Annotated in this window: 21 protein-coding genes; 13 read left to right on the top strand and 8 right to left on the bottom strand. The window is 51.2% G+C overall.

Going from position 1 to position 23,103, the window contains the following annotated elements:
* Positions 1–125 precede the first annotated feature (125 nt).
* Positions 126–2,759: a PqiB family protein gene (locus EPIR_RS10010; RefSeq protein ID WP_023655270.1), complete on the bottom strand. Its 2,634-nt coding sequence runs from the start codon at positions 2,757–2,759 to the stop codon at positions 126–128.
* Entirely contained in the window at positions 2,728–3,972 is a 1,245-nt protein-coding gene (gene yebS / locus EPIR_RS10005; RefSeq protein WP_048697474.1) for a membrane integrity lipid transport subunit YebS, read from the bottom strand. Before yebS ends, EPIR_RS10010 begins: the two co-directional genes overlap by 32 nt.
* Positions 3,973–4,185: 213 nt before the next feature.
* Between yebS and EPIR_RS10000 the strand changes: the two genes are divergently transcribed.
* From EPIR_RS10000 to htpX, 4 genes are all read left to right on the top strand, one after another.
* A complete protein-coding gene (locus EPIR_RS10000) occupies positions 4,186–4,686 on the top strand; it encodes a GAF domain-containing protein (protein ID WP_023655268.1) in 501 nt (166 codons plus the stop codon).
* 96 nt (positions 4,687–4,782) lie between these two features.
* Positions 4,783–5,475, top strand: a complete 693-nt coding sequence (gene proQ, locus EPIR_RS09995; RefSeq protein WP_023655267.1) for an RNA chaperone ProQ — start codon at positions 4,783–4,785, stop codon at positions 5,473–5,475.
* 19 nt (positions 5,476–5,494) lie between these two features.
* Entirely contained in the window at positions 5,495–7,510 is a 2,016-nt protein-coding gene (gene prc / locus EPIR_RS09990; RefSeq protein ID WP_023655266.1) for a carboxy terminal-processing peptidase, read from the top strand.
* Between the two features lie 219 nt (positions 7,511–7,729).
* Entirely contained in the window at positions 7,730–8,611 is an 882-nt protein-coding gene (htpX, locus tag EPIR_RS09985) for a protease HtpX (RefSeq protein ID WP_023655265.1), read from the top strand.
* Between the two features lie 135 nt (positions 8,612–8,746).
* Here the strand turns inward: htpX and EPIR_RS09980 are convergent, their stop codons facing one another.
* On the bottom strand, positions 8,747–8,983 hold the full coding sequence (locus EPIR_RS09980) for a YobH family protein (protein WP_023655264.1): 237 nt from the start codon (positions 8,981–8,983) through the stop codon (positions 8,747–8,749).
* A 229-nt stretch (positions 8,984–9,212) separates the two neighbouring features.
* Between EPIR_RS09980 and EPIR_RS09975 the strand changes: the two genes are divergently transcribed.
* The 6 genes from EPIR_RS09975 (at position 9,213) to EPIR_RS09955 (ending at position 14,231) form a co-directional block, all read left to right on the top strand.
* Positions 9,213–9,488: a YebO family protein gene (locus EPIR_RS09975; protein ID WP_023655263.1), complete on the top strand. Its 276-nt coding sequence runs from the start codon at positions 9,213–9,215 to the stop codon at positions 9,486–9,488.
* Between the two features lie 20 nt (positions 9,489–9,508).
* Positions 9,509–10,519, top strand: coding sequence for an MBL fold metallo-hydrolase (locus EPIR_RS09970; RefSeq protein ID WP_023655262.1), 1,011 nt, complete (start codon positions 9,509–9,511; stop codon positions 10,517–10,519).
* Between the two features lie 395 nt (positions 10,520–10,914).
* A complete protein-coding gene (locus tag EPIR_RS19285; RefSeq protein ID WP_072066028.1) occupies positions 10,915–11,106 on the top strand; it encodes a DUF2627 domain-containing protein in 192 nt (63 codons plus the stop codon).
* An 81-nt stretch (positions 11,107–11,187) separates the two neighbouring features.
* The gene (gene cspE, locus EPIR_RS09965) at positions 11,188–11,397 is read left to right on the top strand and encodes a transcription antiterminator/RNA stability regulator CspE (protein WP_001062678.1); all 210 of its coding nucleotides are present in this window, start codon (positions 11,188–11,190) and stop codon (positions 11,395–11,397) included.
* Between the two features lie 173 nt (positions 11,398–11,570).
* Complete coding sequence (gene rlmA / locus EPIR_RS09960) at positions 11,571–12,389, top strand: 23S rRNA (guanine(745)-N(1))-methyltransferase (protein WP_023655261.1); 819 nt, start codon at positions 11,571–11,573, stop codon at positions 12,387–12,389.
* 288 nt (positions 12,390–12,677) lie between these two features.
* Positions 12,678–14,231 (top strand): TerC family protein, encoded by a 1,554-nt coding sequence (locus tag EPIR_RS09955; RefSeq protein WP_023655260.1) that lies wholly within the window; start codon positions 12,678–12,680, stop codon positions 14,229–14,231.
* A gap of 48 nt (positions 14,232–14,279) precedes the next feature.
* Here EPIR_RS09955 and EPIR_RS09950 read toward each other — a convergent pair whose 3' ends face one another.
* The 3 genes from EPIR_RS09950 to pabB all read right to left on the bottom strand — a co-directional run bounded on the left by EPIR_RS09950 (position 14,280) and on the right by pabB (position 17,767).
* Complete coding sequence (locus tag EPIR_RS09950) at positions 14,280–15,647, bottom strand: L-serine ammonia-lyase (protein ID WP_023655259.1); 1,368 nt, start codon at positions 15,645–15,647, stop codon at positions 14,280–14,282.
* A 187-nt stretch (positions 15,648–15,834) separates the two neighbouring features.
* Positions 15,835–16,410, bottom strand: coding sequence for a CoA pyrophosphatase (locus EPIR_RS09945; RefSeq protein WP_023655258.1), 576 nt, complete (start codon positions 16,408–16,410; stop codon positions 15,835–15,837).
* A 1-nt stretch (position 16,411) separates the two neighbouring features.
* Positions 16,412–17,767, bottom strand: a complete 1,356-nt coding sequence (gene pabB / locus EPIR_RS09940) for an aminodeoxychorismate synthase component 1 (protein ID WP_023655257.1) — start codon at positions 17,765–17,767, stop codon at positions 16,412–16,414.
* Between the two features lie 123 nt (positions 17,768–17,890).
* Here pabB and EPIR_RS09935 point away from each other — a divergent pair, with 123 nt between their 5' ends.
* Complete coding sequence (locus EPIR_RS09935; protein WP_012441267.1) at positions 17,891–18,118, top strand: YoaH family protein; 228 nt, start codon at positions 17,891–17,893, stop codon at positions 18,116–18,118.
* Between the two features lie 37 nt (positions 18,119–18,155).
* On the opposite strand, the gene EPIR_RS09930 is transcribed toward EPIR_RS09935, so the two are convergent.
* Entirely contained in the window at positions 18,156–18,500 is a 345-nt protein-coding gene (locus EPIR_RS09930) for a RidA family protein (protein WP_023655256.1), read from the bottom strand.
* 482 nt (positions 18,501–18,982) lie between these two features.
* Positions 18,983–19,618, bottom strand: coding sequence for a DUF1796 family putative cysteine peptidase (locus EPIR_RS09925; RefSeq protein ID WP_023655255.1), 636 nt, complete (start codon positions 19,616–19,618; stop codon positions 18,983–18,985).
* Positions 19,619–20,379: 761 nt separating this feature from the next.
* On the opposite strand from EPIR_RS09925, the gene EPIR_RS09920 reads away from it, so the two are divergent.
* Both EPIR_RS09920 and tsaB read left to right on the top strand, forming a co-directional pair.
* Positions 20,380–22,290, top strand: coding sequence for a DNA repair helicase YoaA (locus tag EPIR_RS09920; protein WP_023655254.1), 1,911 nt, complete (start codon positions 20,380–20,382; stop codon positions 22,288–22,290).
* A gap of 60 nt (positions 22,291–22,350) precedes the next feature.
* Complete coding sequence (gene tsaB / locus EPIR_RS09915; RefSeq protein WP_193387541.1) at positions 22,351–23,052, top strand: tRNA (adenosine(37)-N6)-threonylcarbamoyltransferase complex dimerization subunit type 1 TsaB; 702 nt, start codon at positions 22,351–22,353, stop codon at positions 23,050–23,052.
* Positions 23,053–23,103 lie beyond the last annotated feature (51 nt).

The following is a 23,103-nucleotide window of genomic DNA, read 5'->3' as shown; positions in this document are numbered from 1 at the left end:
GCTGGATCCACTAAAAAAAAGTGGAACCAGTTTAGCACAACTGTCCTGTCGGGCCGAGATCCCTGAGCTGACGTACCCGTAAAGCCAGCTGAGATGCAGCGGGGCATTGCCCCGCTGCCGGAGTATTACTGCGGCAGGGCGGTTCCCCATTGACGCCAGCCTGCGGGCTCCTCCTCCTCTAACAGGAAGTGTTTGCCGGAAGAGGCTTGCGGTGCCAGTGGCACGGTGGGAGGGGTAGCAAAGGCAATGCCTCCCTGAATAAACTGCTGGAAAGTGCCGGTTTTCACCACGCCGCCCGTCAGGCCAAACTTCAGGTTATAACCCGATGCTAACCAGAACACGGTATTGTTACGGATCAGGTGCTGATACTTTTTACTGATGCGCAGGGTGATTTGAACGCGATCTGCCATTGAACCCAGCGCTGTACCGGTTACGGTCCCCACTTCCACGCCACGGAACAATACCGGTGTCCCGACCGACAGTGAGCCACCTTCCGGTGCATCCACCACCACGTTCAGCCCGTCGAGATAACGCGCATCGGTAATCGTCGATTCCTGAAGCTCAAAGTTGCGCACGGCGCTACCTTTACCCGGATCGACGTTGATATAGGGCTGTAACAGTGTGTCCAGATGGTTAACCCCGGCGGCGGATATTTGAGGAGAGACCACCGAGAAGCGCGAGCCGGTGCGGGCAAAATCCTGTACATACTCAGGATACAGCACCGCCTTCGCGATGACCTGATTGTTGCCTTCCCCTAATGCCAACGACTCAAGCTGACCAATATCAATGCCCAGATAGCGGATCGGCATACCTGAAGAGAGCTTGCTGGCATCATAGGTGCGCAGCGTGATCTGGCTGCCCACGGCGCGTGCGGCCGTTTGTGATTCATACAGCACGCGTTTATCCCGTTGGCTCAAGCCGACGCCGGCACCATTCAGATTATCAAAGCTGATAGCCCCCTTCAACGCGCGATTCAGCGGGGAAGCCTGAACCGTCAGGCCGCTGCCGTTTAACTGAACGCGAGCTCCGCCTTCCGCCCAGAACACGCTTCCCGGCGTGAGCAGGCGACGGTATTCAGGTTTAATATGAACGTTCACATCAAAAGAATCAGCGCGTGGCGTGACGTTGACGATCTCACCCACCTGAAATTTACGGAACAGCACCACTGAACCGCTCTGGATATCGGGCAGGCTGTTGGCCGTCAGGGTGAGGGTGGTCGGCAGGCGATCGCCGGTGACACCTTCTGCGGCCTTTTCGGCATTGGCATACAGCGGATAGCTGCTCTTCGAAGCCCCTGTACTGCCGGGATCAAGGCGAACCCCGCCATCCACCCATTCCCGGGCGCTGGCACCCAGTACTTCCATACCATCAATACCCAACTTCACATCCAGGCGGCTATTGATGATGAATTTACTGTCAGCGTGCACCAGATGGCGATAGTCGGCAGCGACCACCACTTTGAAAGCGACCCCTTTTTCCGTCAGAGTGCGGCTAATGACCTGGCCAATGCGCATGCCGTGCAGCATCAGCGGCTGACCGGCATCAATGCCGTAGCTCTCGGCAGCGGTCAGAGAGAGCTCCAGTGAGCCAGGCTGCTGAAGTGGGGTCTCGTTGTCTGGCAGCACAACAAAGTGCGTCTGCGCATCCCCTTCTCCCGGGATCAGTTCGAGCGTATTGCCGGTTAACAGGCTGCTCAGGCTGGTGTCAGTGAGGCTGATTTTCGGGCCGCGCATCTCAATGCGCGTACCTGCACGCATCAAGCTGGTCACAGAAGGATCAAGAGTCAGTTCCCCACTGACTTTACCCTTAGGCAGCAGGGTCATTTTAGTCAGGGTGCCAACTTCCAGCCCCTGATACATTAATGGCGTGCTGCCTTCTTTGAGGTTCTTTCCGTCCGGTAAATCGAGCGAAATCATCACGCCACGTTGGCTTTGCGCCAGGTCGGGAAAGAGTTGGTAGCTATCGTCGGAGCTGGCGGGCTGCGAATCATTGGGAGAATCAAACGCAATCGCACCATTGACCAGCGCAGGCAGGCTTTCCAGCTCGACCTTTGCCCCTGCGAGCCCAACATTGGCCTTGATACCGGAAACATTCCAGAAACGGCTCTCTTTTTTTACCAGATTGGTGAAACGACGCTCGATGAGTACATCAACCGTCACGCCCTTGTTACCGGGATTAATGCTGTAGTCATAGACACGGCCGACCGGTATTTTACGGAAATAGACCAGTGAACCACTGCTCAACGCGGCGAGATCCGGGGTATTCAGATGGATAAGCATCTCGCCGGAATTCACGCGGTATTTAGGCTGGGTGTCGAGCGCCACGAAGTTTTCCTGTGGTTTACCTTCGCCCGGCATCATGCCGATGTAGTTTCCGCCCACCAACGCATCCAGCCCGGAAACTCCGGCTAACGAAGCTTTAGGTGTCACTAACCAGAACTGCGTATGGTCGCGCAGCGCGTCTCTCATATCGCTTTTGATGCTAGCTTTGATTTTAATGGTGCGGAGATCGTCCGTCATGCTGATCCCCTCCACCAGGCCCACTTCCACCCCCTGGTAGCGCACCGGGGTACGACCCGGCACAATGCCGTCCGCCGTGGCGAAATCAATGGTAACGGTGGTGCCACGCTGCTGATAATTGGTCCAGATAAGCCAGCCGGCAATCATCAGGGCAATAAATGGCAGCAGCCAAAACGGCGATATTCTGCGCCGATTTTTTAGGCGAGCGCTAGTCGGTGTAGTCGGCGTTTCCTGTTGCATGAGCATCCCAAAGTAAACGGCTATCCAGCCACTCAACGGCAAGAATAGTCAGTACGACCGCGCTGCCGAAATAGAAAGCAGCGGGCCCCATAGTAAAGGCCAGTAGCTGATCGCGATTGACCAGCGACATGGTTAATGAAATCACAAAGAGATCGAGCATTGACCAGCGCCCAACCCATTTCACCAGGCGCAGCAGGCGGATGCGGGTTTTAAGCCCCTGTTCACAGTTAAAATGAATGCTGAGCAGCAGAGTGGTCAGCACGATAATCTTAGTGAATGGCACCAGGATACTGGCGATAAACACCACCACCGCCACCGGGATATTCTCAGAGCCCAGCGAAAGAATGCCGGACAGGATCGTATCTTCTTTACGCGCGCCATTTAACCAGATCACCGATATCGGTAGCAGATTAGCGGGGATAAGAAAAATAATCGATGCAATCAATGCAGACCATGACTTTTGCAGGCTGAGGGGGCTGCGTGAAAATAACGGCGTATGGCAGCGTGGGCAGCGTCCGCTTTCGTCCGGCGTACCGGTATGGTGACAGTTAAGGCAGACCTGCAATTTAGTCAGCGCGACGGTGGGCACCGGCTGTGGATAGAAACGGTGCCAAAGCTGCTCGACGTTGAGATGGATCATTGTCACCACGCTCAGCAGCGTTAGCGCAATAAATGCCGTCAGTCCGATCCCGGGAGTGATAGCGGCATAATCCTGAACTTTAATAGAGGCAACGGCGATGCCGACCAGATAAATATCCAGCATTATCCACTCTTTCAGCCGGTCGAGCATGAGCAGTATGGGGCGAAGATTCATGTCGAGTTTGTGGCCAATAAAAAGTCCGCCAATGGCGAGCACCAGAGAGACCGGTGCGCCTATGGTGCAAAACGCGACCATTGCTGCGGTAATCACGTCACCTTGCTGCGCCATCTGCAGGATCCCCCCCGTCAGACTGGCGTAAATATTAGTCCCCAGCAGCCGGATGGACATAATCGATTCATTGAATGCGAACGGCATTAGTAACACCATAGTGACCGCCATGGCGGTTAAACGCGTCATTGACCAGTCACGTCCATTAAGTATCCGCGCATTGCACCGTGGGCAGTGTGCGGACTGGTTGGACTTCACATCAGGTAAGCAAAAAAGGGTATCGCATTCGTGACATCGCTGATAACGTGCCTGCGGCAGAGCATGACGGATAGCGTGTATTTTCATATTACCGATCGAACTTAGCCCAGGGCAGGGCGGGATTAGGCTGATTAATGCCATGCTGAGCAAGACTGACTGTGGCCATGCTTTCGTGTGCAGGTCAATCTAAGCTTATATTAAATAAAAAGAAATTCCACCTTGCCCGTAAAGCTTTTTACGCCTGATACTATCAGGTGAGGCAAAAGGCGGCATAAGCACATTTTCAACTATGGTTAAACGATGACTAAAGCAGAATTTTATACAGACCTCAATCGAGATATGCACGCGCTACTGAACGGCGAAACCAGCTTTTTGGCGGTGATGGGTAATTGTAGCGCGCTTTTGTATGAACGTCTTGAAGGGGTGAACTGGGCGGGTTTCTATCTGTTAACGGAAGAGAACACGCTGGTGCTTGGGCCTTTTCAGGGGAAGATAGCCTGCGTGCGTATTCCCGTCGGACGCGGTGTGTGCGGCACCGCCGTGTCGGAGAATAGTGTACAGCGTATAGATGATGTGCATGCGTTTCCTGGGCATATTGCTTGCGATGCCACCAGTAATGCAGAAATTGTGCTGCCGCTGTTGGTAAATGGCCATGTAATTGGCGTGCTGGATATCGACAGCGTGGAATATAACCGCTTCGATAGTGAGGATGAAAAGGGGTTAAAAGCGTTGACTGACGGGCTTTGCGCAGTGCTTTCCGGGTCGGATGTGGAAAAATTTATTCACATGAATCGCACCTAAAGTGTTTGATCACGTAGCAATTGCTGAAGGGCGCATTATAATGTCGCCTGTTCATGCCTGCGCTGTTTGGCAAACCCGTTGTAATCAGGAAATTTCATGGAAAATCAACCCAAGTTGAATAGCACTAAAGAAGTCATCGCCTTTCTGGCAGAGCGTTTTCCACAATGCTTTAGCGCCGAAGGCGAAGCACGCCCCCTGAAGATCGGCATCTTTCAGGATTTAGTCGAACGTGTGCAGGGCGAAACGAGCCTGAGTAAAACTCAGCTCCGCTCGGCACTCCGTCTTTATACCTCCAGCTGGCGCTATCTGTACGGCATCAAGGCTGGAGCGGCTCGTGTTGACCTTGATGGCAATGCCTGTGGTCAACTGGACGAGCAGCATGTTGAGCATGCGCGCAAACAGCTTGAAGAAGCGAAGGCCCGCGTGCAGGCCCAACGTGAACAGCAGCAAGCGAAAAAGCGTGAAGCCGGTGAAGAGACCACACCTCGCCGTCCGCGTAAGCCAGCGCGTAAACCTGCCGTTGCAGGTGAGCAGCCACGTAACGTGCGCAGCAAACCCGCACGTCCGCAGGCAGAACGTTCTTCTCCCGCACCGCGTGTTGAGCCGCAACCGGAGCAACGTAAGCCAGTTACTGACACCGCAGCATTGCAGGTGGGTCAAAGCATCAAAGTCACCGCGGGTAAAAATGCGATGGATGCCACTATTCTTGAGATCTCTAAAGATGGCGTCCGGGTTCAGCTTGCTTCCGGCCTGGCAATGATAGTACGCGCAGAACACTTGCAGTTCTGATACGGAGGCTAAACAGGGCATGAACACTCTTCTTAAAAGCACTATCGTGGCGGGCCTGCTGCTGGCAGGTAACGTATTCGCAGCTGAATTGATTACCCGCGCTGACCAGATCCCCCAGCTGCATCAGGAAGCACAGCATGCGACCGTCAGTGAACGCGTGACTTCGCGTTTTACCCGTTCACATTATCGCCAGTTCGATCTTAATCAAGAATTCTCCGTTAAGATATTTGAACGTTATCTTAACCTGCTCGACTACAGCCACAACGTGTTGCTGGAATCTGACATTGCCCAGTTTGCCGATAAGAAAGCTACTGTGGGCGACGGTCTGAAAAATGGCCAGCTGTCTGTATTTTACGATCTGTATAACCTGTCACAACAGCGCCGTTTTGAACGTTATCAGTATGCATTGTCCGTATTGGACAAGCCGATGGACTTCACCGGCAATGACACGATTGATATTGACCGCAGCAAATCGCCTTGGCCTAAAACCAACGCCGAGCTGAATGCGCTCTGGGATGCAAAAGTCAAATTTGACCAGCTAAGTTTAAAACTGGCTGGCAAAGACCCGAAAGATATTCGGGACGTTCTTACCAAACGCTATCAGTTTGCCGAGCGTCGGCTGGCGCAAAGTAACAGCGAAGATGTATTCCAGCTGGCAATGACAGCGTTTGCGCATGAAATCGATCCGCATACTAACTACCTTTCGCCACGCAATACCGAGCAGTTTAATACCGAAATGAGCCTGTCTCTGGAAGGTATTGGTGCCGTGCTGCAAATGGACGACGACTACACCATGATTAACTCAATGGTGGCCGGTGGACCCGCAGCGAAAAGTAAAAGCATTACCGTAGGCGATCGCATTGTTGGCGTAGGCCAGCCGGGTAAACCGATGGTTGACGTGATTGGCTGGCGCCTGGATGATGTGGTGGCTCAGATAAAAGGCCCTAAGGGCAGTAAGGTACGTCTTGAGATCCTCCCCGCAGGCAAAGGCACCAAGACCCGCATCGTTACCCTGACGCGTGAAAAGATCCGTCTTGAAGATCGTGCGGTGAAAATGAGTGTGCATAACGTCGGCAAACAAAAAGTTGGCGTGCTCGATATCCCAGGTTTCTATGTGGGCCTGACCGATGACGTGAAAGTTCAGCTACAGAAATTGCAAAAGCAAAACGTTGACAGCGTAGTGATCGATCTGCGTACCAACGGCGGCGGCGCGCTCACCGAGGCAGTCTCTTTGTCAGGCCTGTTTATTCCTAGCGGCCCTGTGGTTCAGGTACGTGACAATAATGGTAAAGTGCGCCAGGACAGCGATAATGATGGCGTAACTTACTACAAAGGTCCGCTGGTGGTGATGGTTGATCGTTTCAGTGCATCGGCCTCTGAGATTTTCGCCGCAGCCATGCAGGATTACGGACGGGCATTGATTGTTGGTGAGCCAACCTTCGGTAAGGGCACCGTGCAGCAGTATCGCTCATTGAACCGCATTTACGACCAGATGCTGCGCCCTGAATGGCCAGCCCTGGGGTCTGTGCAATACACCATCCAAAAATTCTACCGTATCAACGGTGGTAGTACTCAACGTAAAGGCGTCACGCCAGATTTGTTGATGCCGACGGGTGTGGAAGCGGTGGAAACCGGTGAGAAGTTTGAAGATAATGCGTTGCCTTGGGACAGCGTGAATGCGGCGACCTATGAGAAAACCGGTGATTTGAAGCCTTTAGAGGCTGAACTCCTGAAGGATCATGAGCAACGCATCGCGAAGAACGCTGAGTTCCAGTACATCATCAGTGATATTGCTCGTTTTAACGCCAGCAAAGATAAACGGAATATCATTTCTCTTAATCTTGCTAATCGCGAGAAAGAAAATAATGAAGATGATGCACGGCGTCTGGAGCGTATCAATACGCGTCTGAAAGCAGCGGGTAAAAAACCGCTGGTGAAACTTGACGATCTGGCAAAAGATTATCAAGAGCCGGACCCGTATCTTGACGAAACGGTGCAGATAGCCAATGATCTGGCGCGACTGGAAAAGAAATAAACTCCACTCCTCTGCAAGCGCATTCAGCTTTAAAGGCACAGCGTCCGCTGTGCCTTTTTTATCTGCTGTTATTACGCACTCAATGAGGTGGAAAAAATCACTCTAAGTGTAAAGTTATGTTTTTTTAGACACTTAAAGATTAAGTGTGCTTGAAAAGCAGCGGATTGACCTTACGATGGTACAACGCGAACAGCGAATAACTAAGGAAGATTAAATTTTATGATGCGTATTGCTCTTTTCCTGCTCACCAACCTCGGGGTTATGGTGGTTTTCGGGCTGATCCTCAGCCTGACAGGGATCCAGTCAAGCAGTGTTATGGGCCTGATGATCATGGCAGGTCTGTTTGGCTTTGGCGGTGCGTTTGTTTCACTGCTGATGTCGAAATGGATGGCGCTCCGCTCCGTCGGCGGTGAAGTGATTGAACAACCGCGCAACGAAACCGAACGCTGGCTGCTGGATACCATTGCACGACAGTCTAAACAGGCGGGCTTCGCCATGCCACAGGTGGCTATCTATCACGCGCCGGACATCAATGCTTTCGCCACTGGCGCACGGCGTGATGCATCTCTGGTCGCTGTCTCCACCGGACTGTTGCAAAATATGAGCCGTGATGAGGCTGAAGCGGTACTGGCACACGAAGTCAGCCATATTGCTAATGGTGATATGGTCACTATGACGTTGATTCAGGGTATTGTGAACACCTTTGTGATCTTCATTTCCCGTATTCTGGCACAGTTAGCCGCAGGCTTTATGTCGGGTGACCGGGAAGAGGAAGGGAACAGCAACGGTAACCCGATGGTTTATTTCGTGGTTTCTATGGTGCTTGAGCTGGTATTTGGTATCGTTGCCAGCACCATCACCATGTGGTTCTCTCGTCACCGTGAGTTCCATGCGGATGCCGGTGCTGCTCGTCTTGCCGGGTCTGAAAAGATGATTGCCGCACTGCAACGCCTGAAAACCAGCTATGAACCTCAAGAGGCCAGCAGCATGATGGCCTTATGTATTAACGGCAAGTCCAAGTCGATAAGTGAGCTGTTTATGTCACATCCACCGCTGGATAAACGTATTGAGGCGCTGCGCAGCGGTCAATACACCAGATAATGCTGTTTTTATAAATGAAAAACCCGCCGGTGGCGGGTTTTTTTTTACAGCGTTCAATTTAAAGCTGTGCTGAAGTAAGCGTTCGAGTTGACCCTTGCATCAGGCGGGTAGTCAGCGTTTTGACACATATTTTGCTTAGTTATCTACCACTTCACTGCTTTTTCTGAATATTGGGCAGTCCGTTACGCCAATAACTCCGCTGTCGGTATGCAGATACTGCGCAATGACTATTCCCCGTGCAGTCAGATACTTACATTGCAGACCAACGCCAGCAATGTTTTTGTTGCTTCCTGTCAACACACCGTAACCGGTCAAAAGCATGGCAAGCCAGATAATGACCAGTAACGCGACAAGGCGTAGTAAAAATTTCATGATTCTCTCCTTAAAGTCTGAGCAGGCGTTTTCACCGCCGCTTCCAGCATAGCAGAATGCTGTTAACGAGCGGTTTAATCGATAAGAGTATGCTGAATTACCTCATAAATTTCTCTGCTAATAAACGGTTTAGCGACTCAATCCCACTGTCAATAAATGCTTGAACAGGTAAAATCTCTATTGCGGCATTGCCATTATCCGGTGGTGCAATTTTAGCTTTGAGGCAGGAATGAACGAGCTGACAAACGGCGCGATAAGTATGGCGTCAACTGGAATCATTGTAATAACGATCGTGATAAGTTTGATAGCGTGGTTTTTTGTCAACAGGGCAAGCGTCAGAGCCAATCAGCAGATCCAGCTGCTGGAATCGTTGTTGGCAGAGCAAAAACGCCAGAATCAGTTATTGCAGCGGCTGACAGACGGTTTAATCGGCGAAAATCAGTCTACTGAAGGGAGCTCTTCGGGAGCGAATCAGGACTATACCCGCTTGATACCCGAACGCTAATCTTCCAATAAGGAGCTTGTATGGCCTGGAAAAATCCCTGGTATGATCCCTCGCAGAGTCATCACACTCCGGAAGGATTTCGTAACCTTGAACCTATTGCACATCAGAAAGGCGATTTGCAACGCTGGCGGCGCGAACGCAAGGCTCTGGGAATGCCACGGCCTCCGGCAAGGGGCTATGAACATTTTATCCAACAGTGGTGGCAAGCTGCCGACCTGAGCGGTGATAAAGACTGTGTCTGGTGGTTAGGACACGCTTGCCTGCTGTTGCGTAATGCTGGGCGCTATACGCTTGTCGATCCGGCGCTATCTTTGCGCGCTTCCCCGTTAAGTTTTTATGGGCCTCGTCGCAAAACACCGCCTGCGTTAGCGATAGAGGATCTGCCATCGCTTGATGTCGTGCTGATCTCGCATAATCATTATGATCACCTTGACCGCCGCACCATCAAAAAAATACTGGCTTATTTCCCAAAAGTGACCTTTGTCGTGCCGCTCGGACTGAAAAAATGGTTTCGGCGACTCGGTGCGCAGCAAGTCGTGCAACTGGACTGGTGGCAGCAAACCCAGACTGGCGGACTTGATATTTATGCCGTACCCGCCCGTCACTGGAGCATGAGAACGCTTTGGGATCGTAACCGCTCATTATGGTGTGGTTGGGTGATTAAAGCCGGAAAGCTTAACCTGTGGTTTAGTGGTGATAGCGGCTACTCAGATAATTTGTTGGAGATTGCTCGCCGTCTCGGGCCGTTCAATCTGGCTGCTCTACCGGTCGGCGCATATGCACCAAAATGGTTCATGCACGCTCAACATATGGATCCGGACCAGGCAGTCTCTCTCTATCAGGCAATAGGCCAGCCGGTGACAATGCCTATTCACTGGGGGGTATTTGAGTTAGCTGATGAATCCCTGGATGAGCCTCCGGGCGCACTGGAAGGGGCGATGCGGGCGGCAGGATTGGATGCAGGTCTTTTTAAAACGTGGAAAATCGGCGGGAAAATGTTGCTGGAGAATATCACCGATGAAGATTCCTAAAGTATCTATATTATAACCTTGTGGTAATAACAGATAACCCGATTAATTTCAGTACCAGGTTGATGATATAAATTTTAATAAAAAAACGTCAGTCAATGCGTTTAAATGAGGCATGTGGCAAGACAAGCTCCTGATTTTGGTGCGAACAGTTTATAAGTCTGTACTTGCGATGTTTTTTTGTACAAAAAAAGTCGAGCAGGCTTATTTACTAATGGGATAATCCCAATGATTTATCTTGAATTAGCTTTGCCAATATTATGCAATATTGCCGGACAAAAATAATAGCAGCAGGGACTGCCGCCGTTGCGCATAATGCCGCGCAGCGCGCGTATGCCGCCATTCAGTCTGTTTTTCGAGGGGGGGGGGGGGCAATGAGGCGTGTTGCAAACTAAGCAATGGGGCAAACATCGTTTCAAATGTGTGCGACAAATCTTTACCCCATTAAAAATGACTTGCCATTAATTTGCGGATATGTGATAAACATTCGGGTAAAACGAGGTACAGTTCTGTTTATGTATGGCATCTTCAGTAAAGAAGTTCCGAGTAAAAACGTTGACGTTGAATACCGCTTCCTTGCCGAGCCTTAATTAATGCCTCATGCAGTAATGTCTCTGGTTTTTCTGAATGTAAAGCCCACGGGCTAATAAACTCTCTAAGGAATTTGCAAAATGGCAAAGATTAAAGGTCAGGTTAAGTGGTTCAACGAGTCAAAAGGTTTTGGTTTCATTACTCCTGCTGACGGCAGCAAAGATGTGTTCGTACACTTCTCTGCAATCCAGGGTAATGGCTTCAAAACTCTGGCTGAAGGCCAGAACGTTGAGTTCGAAATTCAGGACGGCCAGAAAGGCCCAGCGGCTGTGAACGTTACCGCTATCTAATTTCGACCTGGGCTTGTTATTACCGCGTTGCGTGTAATCCAGTCCACTATCTGAATATTTAAGCCCTGTCAGAAATGACGGGGCTTTTTTTACTGTTTTCCCGGAGCCGATCAGCGGGATTTTGCCGTCGCTTTGCAGTAAACTGCCACATCTTATGTTTATGGAGTGTTGTTATGTCGTACCAGTGTCCTCTTTGCCAGCAGCCGCTGACCTTCGAACGGCATACCTGGCGCTGTGAGAATAAGCATCAGTTCGACCAGGCCAAAGAGGGTTATGTCAATCTGCTGCCGGTACAGCATAAACGTTCTAAACAACCCGGAGACAGTGCGGATATGATGCAGGCAAGGCGTAATTTCCTCGATGCAGGACATTATCAGCCGTTGCAGCAGCGGGTAGGTGACTGGTTGATGCAGCTGTTGCCTGAAGTTCCGGTCAACGTACTGGATATTGGCTGTGGGGAAGGGTACTACACGCAGCATGTCGCTAGCCGTCTTCAGGCGCGTGGTTTGGCACAGGTTCACGGACTGGATGTGGCAAAAATCGCGGTGCGCGCGGGTGCCAGGCGGTATCGTAACGTCCAGTTCTGTGTGGCTTCCAGCCATCGCCTGCCGTTCAGCGATAGCCAGTTTGATGCCATATTGCGTATCTATGCGCCGTGCAAGGCAGCAGAGCTGGCGCGGGTAGTCAAGCCACAGGGCTATGTACTGACCGTCTCACCCGGCCCCAGGCATCTGTTGCAGTTTAAAGCACTGATCTATCAGGATGTTCAGCTACATGACGACACCCCTGAACAAATGCCGGGCTTCACGCTCATTGAACAGCAACGGCTAAGTTATGATATGACGCTCAACAGCGAAGAGTCAGCAGCACTGTTGCAGATGACCCCGTTCGCCTGGCGTGCCCGTCCTGAAGTCTGGGGGATTTTAGCCACCAGCGAACGGTTCGCCTGCGAGACGGACTTTACCCTGCGTTTGTGGCAGCGGGACGGCTAAATCCTGTGCAAAACCGACTGCGCAATGGCTCAATGTTGCGCAGTGTAAGAAATTATTTTGACCTGTATGTGTCAACTGATAGAGTAGAGATCCTTTTTTTATACAGGAGTAACGGGCCTCAACCCTTCCTATGGACTGTCACCGAAGTCGCTTAACCATGCAACCGGGCTACCCGGGATCTTTATCAACGTCCCCAGACGTGACTCTTAACACTATCCATTGTCATATTCGTCGCAGGTTCAACCGAACGTTTGCTGCGCTTTCCCGTTCCTTTTTCCGGAGTCTTTCATGGAATTTCTCTTAGACCCCTCAATCTGGGTCGGTCTGCTGACGCTGATCGTTCTTGAAATCGTCTTGGGCATCGATAACCTGGTCTTTATTGCCATACTGGCTGACAAGCTTCCCCCTAAGCAGCGCGATAAGGCCCGTCTGATCGGCTTGTCGCTGGCGATGGTGATGCGTTTAGGTCTGCTGTCACTGATATCGTGGATAGTCACTCTGACCCGTCCATTATTCAGCCTGGGCGATTTCAGTTTTTCGGGGCGTGACCTCATCCTGCTGGCGGGGGGGCTGTTTCTGTTATTCAAGGCCACTATGGAGCTTCACGAGCGGTTGGAAAACCGCGAGATGCATGGCGGAGGCAATAAAGGCTACGCCAGTTTCTGGTCGGTAGTGGTACAAATCGTTATTCTTGACGCCGTGTTTTCGCTAGATGCAGTGATCACGGCGGTAGGTATGGTAAACAACCTTCCCGTGATGATGACGGCTGTTGTGGTTGCTATGGGTGTCATGCTGCTGGCGTCGAAACCGTTGACTAACTTTGTTAACGCTCATCCCACGGTGGTCGTACTGTGCCTTAGCTTCCTGCTGATGATTGGTCTTAGCCTGGTGGCTGAAGGTTTTGGATTCCATATTCCGAAAGGTTACCTTTATGCCGCAATCGGTTTCTCAATATTGATTGAGTTGTTTAACCAGATTGCGCGGCGGAATTTCGTGCGCCATCAAGAGCGTCGGCCAATGCGCGCGCGTACCGCCGAGGCGATACAACGGCTAATGGGCGGCCGTCGGCAGAACGAAAGCCATAATAGTGAAAGCAGCGAAGTTACCACCGTTATGCCTCAGGAAGCGTTCAAAGACGAAGAGCGTTACATGATCAACGGTGTGCTGACCCTGGCTTCGCGCTCGGTACGTAGCATCATGACGCCTCGTGGTGAAATCTCCTGGGTTGATGCAACCCTTCCCGTTGATGCAATTCGTATTCAACTATTGGATACGCCGCACAGCCTGTTCCCGGTTTGCCGTGGTGAGCTGGATGAGATTGTCGGTGTGGTGCGTGCAAAAGAGTTACTGGTCGCTTTAGATCATGGGGTCGACGTTGCCACATTCGCCGCCGCCACGCCGCCAATCATCGTGCCGGAGACCCTTGATCCGCTGAATCTTTTGGGGGTACTGCGCCGTGCCAAGGGCAGTTTTGTCGTGGTAACCAACGAGTTTGGTGTGGTACAGGGCTTGATCACCCCGCTGGATGTGCTGGAAGCGATTGCCGGTGAATTCCCGGACGAAGATGAAACGCCGGACATCATTGCTGATGGAGATGGTTGGTTGGTGAAGGGCGGGACGGACCTGCACTCACTACAGCATTTGCTGGATAATCAGGATTTGGTCAAGCCGGAAGACGATCACGCTTCCCTGGCGGGTCTGTTGATTGAACAAAAAGGTCAGTTGCCTAAGCCTGGAGATGTCATCGAGTTGCCGCCTTTGCGCTTCCAGATTGTCGAAGCTACCGACTATCGTGTGGATCTGGTGCGTGTCACCAGGCAGCAGGATGAAGAAGAGCATTAATCGCCATCAATAAAAAAACCGGGGATTTCCCCGGTTTTTTTGTCTTTATTAATCGCACTGAACTTTTATTGCCAACCCACCACGAGAAGTCTCGCGGTATTTGGCATTCATATCCTTGCCGGTTTCGTACATGGTTTCGATCACTTTATCCAGCGATACACGCGCTTCACTGGTGCGGCGCATCGCCATACGCGCAGAGTTAATCGCTTTGACCGAGGCAATCGCATTACGCTCGATGCAGGGAACCTGAACCTGGCCCGCGACGGGGTCACAGGTGAGTCCTAGATTGTGTTCCATACCGATTTCAGCCGCAACGCACACCTGTTCAGGACTGGCTCCCAGCAGCTCTGCCAATCCTGCTGCGGCCATTGAGCAAGCAACGCCAACCTCTCCCTGACAGCCGACTTCAGCGCCAGAGATAGAAGCATTCATCTTATACAGGATGCCTATCGCACCGGCCGCCATAAAGTAGCGGATGAAAATATCCGGGCTGACGGATTCAATAAAGTGATCATAGTAGGCCAAAACCGCCGGCACAATGCCACAGGCACCGTTGGTTGGGGCAGTCACAACGCGTCCACCGGCGGCATTTTCTTCGTTAACCGCCAACGCAAACATATTTACCCAGTCTATGACGTTCATTGGGTCGCTGGAGAGTTTGTCGGAAGAGACCAACAGGCGGCGCAGGGCAGAGGCACGGCGTGGCACGCGCAGCGGGCCGGGCAGCACGCCTTCGGTATTTAAACCGCGATCGATACAGTCGCGCATGGTTTGCCAGATATCAGCAAAATAGCGTTCAATGTCTGCACGACTGTTGTGGATGGCAAGTTCGTTTTTCAGCACCATGCCAGACAATGACAATCCGGTCATTTGGCAATGGGCCAGCATCTCTTTTGCAGAATGGAAAGGATAAGGCACGGACACCTCATCCAGTGTGGTCTGGCCGAAATGCTCTTCATCGACAATAAAACCCCCGCCGACCGAATAATACGTCTTGCTGTAGATTTTTAGATCGCCAGCAAAAGCATGGATACTCATGGCGTTTTCATGGAGAGAAAGATTGTCGCTGCGGAATACCATGCCGCCTTCCCGTGGGAAGTCGACCTCATGCGCACCGTCGGCCAGCAGCAGGCGTTGACGCTGCTCAACATCGCGAATAAAGCCGGGTATGGCGTCAATATCAACGCTTTGCGGCGAAGCGCCAGAAAGCCCCATAATAATAGCGATATCAGTGTGGTGGCCTTTACCCGTCAGAGAAAGAGAACCATAGACATCGACAGCAATGCGCGTCACCGAGGAGAGCTGATGATTGTTCACCAGATCGTCGACGAACTGTTTGCCGGCTTTCATTGGGCCTACCGTATGAGAACTCGACGGGCCTATGCCGATCTTAAACATGTCGAAAACGCTAATCACGCTAGTGCTCCTTAAAGGATTTATATGTTCTGGTGGGAGGGGTAAGTCAACACCCTCCAATTCTGCGAGGAATATAAATGAAATCCAGCCATATTGCAGTGATTAGGATCGAAAGAAAGCCCTATTTTGGTGAAAAATAATGTAAAGATAGCCTGGTGCAGGATATGGCTACATTGTGGTTGTCTTATCAGGGGATGGCGGTTTGCAGACTAAGCTGACGGATAATATTGGCAGTCATGCCCCAGATAAAGTAGTCGTCAAACCAGGAAAGCCATACGCGATGATGGTGACCTGCGCGTTGGATATCCAAAGGTGAATAGCGACTCAGACGCAACGCCTCTTCTAACGGCATCTCAAATACCGACTCAACTTCCCCCGGGTTTGCGTGCCAGCGAATACCTGTAGGTAAAATCCCAACGACCGGTGTGACCTGAAAACCGGTACTGCTGGTCACCGGGGGCAGGATGCCGATCACACTCACCGCATTGGGGGGAATAGCCACCTCTTCCTGCGCTTCTCGCAGAGCGGTTGTGATGGGGAAATTGTCGTTAGCGTCTCTCATTCCTCCCGGGAAAGCCACCTGACCCGCATGCTTACGTAGCGTGGCAGCACGTCGAGTCAGCAGCAGGGTCGGCACAGGACGTGCAATAATAGGAACCAGCACCGCCGCCTGGCGTCGGGGTAAACCATAGTGCTGACTGGCCGGCATTTGCAGCAGAAAACGTGACAGGAAAGGTTCCAGCCCGGGCTGGCTATGGCTCATCTTAATGGGACTCCAGACAGGGCAGAATACGGTTCACCTTATCAAAGGTTTCCTGATATTCCGCCGCTTCATCACTGTCGGCAACGATCCCGCCTCCTGCCGCACAGTAGAAGGTGCCACGTTCGGCGATCAGCGTGCGGATGGTAATACTGGTGTCCATGCGCCCGCAGACACTGAGATAGCCAATGCTGCCACACCATGCGTTGCGCCGCTGCGGCTCCAGAGCTTCGATAATTTCCATCGATCTGACCTTAGGTGCGCCAGTAATCGAGCCGCCGGGAAAGCTGGCGCGTAGAAGATCGCTGGCGGTTAATCCGGGTTTCAGTTTAGCCGTAATGGTACTGACCAGGTGATGAACGGCCGGGAATGGCTCCACCACGAACAGTTGGGGGACTTCAACACTACCCGGTGTGGCAACGCGACCGATATCATTACGCAACAGGTCAACTATCATCAGATTTTCACTGCGGTCTTTAGGCGACTGCGCCAGCTTCTCTCCCTGCAGGCGATCGGCGGTGGGATCGGCGAGGCGCGGCAAGGTTCCTTTGATCGGTCGGGTTTCAATCTGCTGCTGTTCAAGCTTAATGAAGCGTTCGGGGGACAGACTGAGAATAACGCTGTCAGGCAGGCGCAAAAATGCGCTGAAAGGAGCACGGTTAGCCTGGCACAGCCTGCAAAATGCCTGCCACTCATCCCCGTGGTAGGTTGCAGCAAAACGCTGTGCCAGATTGACCTGATAACAGTCGCCAGACAGCAGCCATTGCTGAACCTGGCGGAATTTTTCGCCATACTCGGCGCGAGACATATTTGCCTGCCAGCGGCTGGTGAGCCTGAATGGCTCAGACCGTGGTGGACGCTGCGCTGTCAACCATTGCAGTCTGCTGCCAATGTCGCCGTGCACGACAAGAGTCAGGGTGTGGCGATGGTGATCGGCAATGAGCGCCCAGTCATAGATGCCAACGGCCATATCCGGCGTGGTGAGCTGTTGCTCGGCTCGCTCGGGCAATTTCTCAAAACGGCGACCGAGATCGTAGCCAAACAGGCCGAGCGCGCCGCCCTGAAAAGGCAGATCGTCGTGATGCCCTGCCTGCAAACCACAGTCGTCCAGCTGCTGTTGGAGCAGCAGCAGAGGATCTTCGCCGCTGTTCACCAATTGCCCCTGTGACGCAATCTCCGTTTGCTCTCCACACGTTGTCAACGTTACAAGCGGCTCGGCGACCAGAATATCGAAACGGTTATCGCTATGATCGGCAAATCCTGAATGCAGCAGCATTGCCCACGGTAAATGGGAGAGAGCGGCGAACTGATGCTCAACGGCCTCGGGGGCGTAGGGGAGAGGATGATAAACAGGTGGCATGTTTTTTCAGCAGTCGTGATGATTACGGTTACAGGTGGATAAGCCTGACATATTTTTATCCTGCTGGCATCTCTTTGTCACCCGTGAAATAATCCGCGTCGCAAAAACACCGAGGAATGACTTATGTTCACAGGATTACCCGCGCTGTCATATGAACAGCAGCAACAGGCGGTAGAACGCATCCAGCAGCTGATGGCCGAGGGAATGAGCAGCGGTCAGGCGATCGGCATGGTGGCGGCAGAAATCCGTGAGAACCATACCGGTGGGCATGTTGCCGTGATGTTCGACGAAGACGAAGAAGATTACATGGGCGACAACAACCACGACGAAGAAGAGCCGGAAGAAGAATAAATCGTTAAACCCCTGCCAGAGTTGGCAGGGGAACAGACTATTTTGCCGCAATAATTTTAATTTCCACCCGATACTTTTCATTCATCAGGTTTGACTGCACGGTGCAGCGTACCGGTGCGTTGCCCGGCGATACCCACGCATCCCATGCACGATTCATTGCTGCAAAATCCTCTTTGTGTACCAGAAACAGGGTAGCATCCAAAATTTTGCTTTTATCGGACCCAACGCGGGTGAGCAGCTTATCGATGGTGGCAAGTGCATTCGCCGTCTGTGCTTCAGCGTCGTCATCCAGATTATCCGGCACGCTGGTGTAGTACACAGTATCATTGTGGATTACTGCTTCGGACATGCGGTGTTCGGGGTCAATGCGTTCGATGGTCATACTGGTTCCTTTTCATCTCGACTAAAACCGCATCAGACTGGCACAGATGGGTATGACCTGTCATCTGAAGGGTGGAGTGTGTAGGCAGATATATATGAGGATATAACTACAGAGTAGATGTTTTAAATATAAGAAAATCAATGCCTTATATAGACAGGGGTATGGATTTCGCCGCTTCTCTCGCTTTGAACTATGGCCTTAAGTTTTTTTTTATACGGGCTCTCCGCTTTGGGGTAACGAAGCTGGGCCAAAAGCGCTTTCGGAACGGTATCAGTACTTGTGGGAGGCGCTTTTCCATTGTTACTGCTTAGATAATATTTTGGCTTCACCATAAAAAAACTGCACCTTAATCAGTTAGGTGTCCAACTTTTTGGGGGCAGTTCGCTGGAGAAATATTTTTCAACGTTTTTCATAAATATTTGACTTACTATGAAATACGTTTAGCTTGAAATCACCTATCAATTGTTATCGAACGAAACCTGTCACATCACTTCCAGTGCATTATTGATAATTAATTCCCAACCTTCTTTTGAGTAGTTGTCGGCAGTGCTGTAGTCTGCGAAACGGGTAATGTATGAAACATAAAGATTGTCAGAGTGTTTTTCAATATTACCTAGCTGGCTATCAGTATTGCTACTTTTAACATATAAGATCTTACAAGCGCCAATGGTTGATAGGTATTCGGATAACTCTAAAACCTCAGTATCAATGGTGTTATCATTGCGTTTCACAACAAAAATTTTTTCTTCATTGACTATGCTTTTTCTAATTTTTTCGATCAGGTAATTAATTTTTTGAGTTTCGTTATTATGAATTTCTTTATTTTTATCTGAAGAGTAACGCCAAGTCCATTCGCCATTAACTTGATCGCTAAACATCTCTGTGTGAAAACAAATATCATTCTCTTTGTCCAAAACCATGTCACTCCATGAAGGTTCAAGATTTTCGAGTTGATAAAGGTTTTTGAAGTCATTTTTAACTAAATTTAGCAACGAATTGTAGTTTTTAATTAACGTCCATTTGAACAAGCTTCCATTGTCAATGCCTTGATCTCTGAGGAAAAAGGAGAATTCGCAATTGTCGCCCAAACTTTCAAATCTTTCATAGGAACTGTTCATAAATCACTCTACTTTTCATCAGGTTAATCATTGATTTATGCATTAACTTGTTGCCAAAAGTCAAGTGAAAGTTTCGTTGCTAATTTTTATAAGGTTACAATTTATTTCATATTCAAATAACCTATCATGCAGAACCTATCACTTAAAAAATGAAATTACCATAAAAGCATAGAATAACCGTCGATTTATAGTCTGTATTGAACTGATTTAGCCTGAATTTTCTTTTAGGTGATCATCTGTGTTTATATATAATGATTTATGGCTTTAGCTATACGAAAATGTTGTCAATTCATCCTTATTTTTAACATGTAAATATGAGGTGTCGGGCAAGGCATGGTCGCATTCTCAATAACCCAAGTTGGGGGTGGATAGATAGTATCACTTCCAAATCTTTTGATATAACAGCGATATAAGAGGGAGGGGGTATTGCTGCATTCAGTTTATAACAAAATGGTGGATGTCTATAATGAGCCTTAGAGGTTTGATCATTATTATACTTCACATCAATTACTCTATTATAGTAATTAAGGGTTGGAAATTTAGGCAACGCCACAAGTTTATTATTAACTAACAAAGTTGTGTTGATATTTCCTTTTAAGTGGCATCTAAAGTACTATTACCTGGTTTTTATGCAGTGAAATGCAGGCATGCGCCGGCTACATCCGATTAAAGTTCGTGTTCAATTTTCTAATTCCAATTATTTTGCATATGTAAAAACCTACTGACATAATTACAGCCGTTTCTACCGCCCGTGAGGATATGTGACAGACGATTTTGCAGCAGATGGCGCCTTGGCGCAGGCGATACCAGGCTTCCGGCCGCGAGAACCCCAGCGTGAGATGGCCGCTGCGGTGGCACGCGCCATTGACAGTAAAAGTGAGCTGGTGGTTGAAGCCGGCACCGGCACCGGTAAAACCTATGCTTATCTCGCGCCTGCCTTACGCTCCGGTAAGAAGGTGATTGTTTCCACCGGCTCCAAAGCGTTGCAGGATCAGCTCTACAGTCGCGATCTGCCAACGGTGGCAAAAGCGCTGAAATTCAAGGGCAATATGGCGCTGCTAAAAGGGCGTTCCAACTATCTCTGCCTTGAGCGTCTGGAACAGCAATCAATGGCGGGAGGTGAGCTGGCGGTGCAGGCGATGAGCGATCTGGTTCATCTGCGCGGTTGGTCAAACGAAACCGTTGATGGGGATATCAGCACCTGCGGCGGCGTGGCCGAAGACAGCGTTATCTGGCCGCTTGTCACCAGCACCAATGATAATTGCCTCGGCAGCGATTGCCCGCAATATAAAGACTGCTTTGTGGTAAAGGCACGCCGCAAGGCGATGGATGCCGATGTGGTGGTGGTCAATCATCATCTCTTCCTTGCCGATATGGTGGTGAAGGAGGGGGGATTTGCCGAGCTTATCCCGGACGCGGATGTGATGATTTTCGACGAAGCCCACCAGGTGCCGGATATCGCCAGCCAGTATTTTGGCCAGCAGTTATCCAGCCGTCAGCTACTCGATTTGGCGAAAGATATCACTATCGCCTACCGCACGGAAATACGCGATGTCCAGCAGTTGCAAAAAGCGGCCGATCGTCTGGCGCAAAGCGCCCAGGACTTTCGCCTGTCATTGGGCGATCCCGGGTTTCGCGGCAATCTGCGTGAGCTATTAAGCGATGCGAATATCCAGCGTGCGCTGTTGCTGCTCGATGATGCGCTGGAGCTGTGCTACGACGTGGCTAAACTCTCTCTGGGGCGTTCTGCACTGCTCGATGCGGCGTTTGAACGCGCCGCGCTCTATCGTGGGCGGCTAAAGCGTCTGAAGGACATCAGTCAGCCAGGCTTCAGCTATTGGTATGAATGCAACTCGCGTCATTTTGTGCTGGCACTGACGCCTCTTTCGGTGTCCGATCGCTTTCGTGAAGTGATGGATGAGCGTCCCGCCAGCTGGATTTTTACCTCTGCAACGCTGGCGGTCAATGAACAGATGACCCATTTTGTCGATCGTCTCGGCGTTGGACAGGCAGAAACATTGATCCTCTCCAGCCCATTTGATTTTTCCAGCCAGGCATTGCTGTGCGTGCCGCGTTATCTGCCGTCCCCTAATCAGCCCGGCGGCGCACGCCAGCTGGCGCGCATGTTGCGGCCGTTGATTGAAGCCAATAACGGCCGCTGTTTTTTCCTCTGCACATCGCACCAGGTGATGCGCGATTTGGCGGCGGAATTTCGTGCCACCCTGACCCTGCCGGTACTGTTACAGGGAGAAACCAGCAAAGGTCAGCTGCTGAAACAGTTCGTGACGGCAGGCAATGCCTTACTGGTGGCGACCAGCAGCTTTTGGGAGGGGGTCGACGTGCGTGGTGATGCGCTGTCACTGGTCATTATCGATAAGCTGCCGTTTACTTCTCCCGAAGACCCGCTATTGAAAGCACGTATGGAAGACTGCAAGGTGCGGGGGGGCGATCCTTTCGCGGATGTTCAACTGCCGGACGCGGTGATTACCCTGAAGCAGGGAGTCGGTCGACTGATCCGTGATGTCAACGATCGGGGAGTGTTAGTGATTTGCGACAATCGTCTGGTGATGCGCCCTTACGGCGAAGTCTTTGTTAACAGTCTGCCACCGACACCGCGAACCCGCGATTTGCAAAAAGCCGTGGCTTTTCTCGCTGCTGGCGTGCAGCAGTAATGAAAAATCCTGCAATATGATATGCTACGCGCCCAAATTTCCTTACCCCCTGAGGTGGCAATGTCCACGCGAATATTAGCGATTGATACGGCAACTGAAGCCTGTTCGGTTGCACTACTGAATAATGAGCATCAGTTGGCCCATTTTGAACTTTGTGCGCGTGAGCATACGCAGCGAATTCTCCCGCTGGTTCAGCAACTGTTGCAGGAGGGTGGGGTGGCTTTAAAGGAGCTAGATGCGCTGGCTTTTGGTCGTGGCCCCGGCAGTTTTACCGGCGTGCGTATTGGTATTGGTATCGCTCAGGGTCTGGCGCTGGGGGCGGGTCTGCCATTAATCGGTGTTTCAACCTTGAAAACGATGGCGCAAAGCGCATGGCGACTAAATGGAGCCAGCCGCGTGCTGGCGGCGATTGATGCGCGCATGGGCGAGGTCTACTGGGCTGAATATCAGCGTGACGAAAACGGCGTCTGGCACGGCGAGGAGTGTGAAGCGGTACTGAAACCGGAAGCCGCTTTGCAACGTATGGCCGCGCTCAGCGGGCAATGGAGCTGCGTCGGTACGGGCTGGAAAGCCTGGCCGCAGTTAGCGGAGTTTGACCCGCTTGATCTGGTGCTGACAGAGGTCGAGCTACCCCGCGCAGAAGACATGCTTCCGCTGGCGCAGCAGGCGCTGGCAGAGGGATTAACGGTAGCTCCTGAACAGGCCGAACCCACTTATTTACGTAATGAAGTCGCCTGGAAAAAATTACCGGGACGTGAGTAAGCATCGGCAACTATTTAACACGGACGCAGTCAAACTAGCATAACCAAGGGG

This window comes from Erwinia piriflorinigrans CFBP 5888 (genome assembly GCF_001050515.1).
Classification (GTDB): domain Bacteria; phylum Pseudomonadota; class Gammaproteobacteria; order Enterobacterales; family Enterobacteriaceae; genus Erwinia; species Erwinia piriflorinigrans.
Note: the sequence above shows the minus strand (reverse complement) of the source record. Positions and strands in the feature narration are given on the sequence as shown.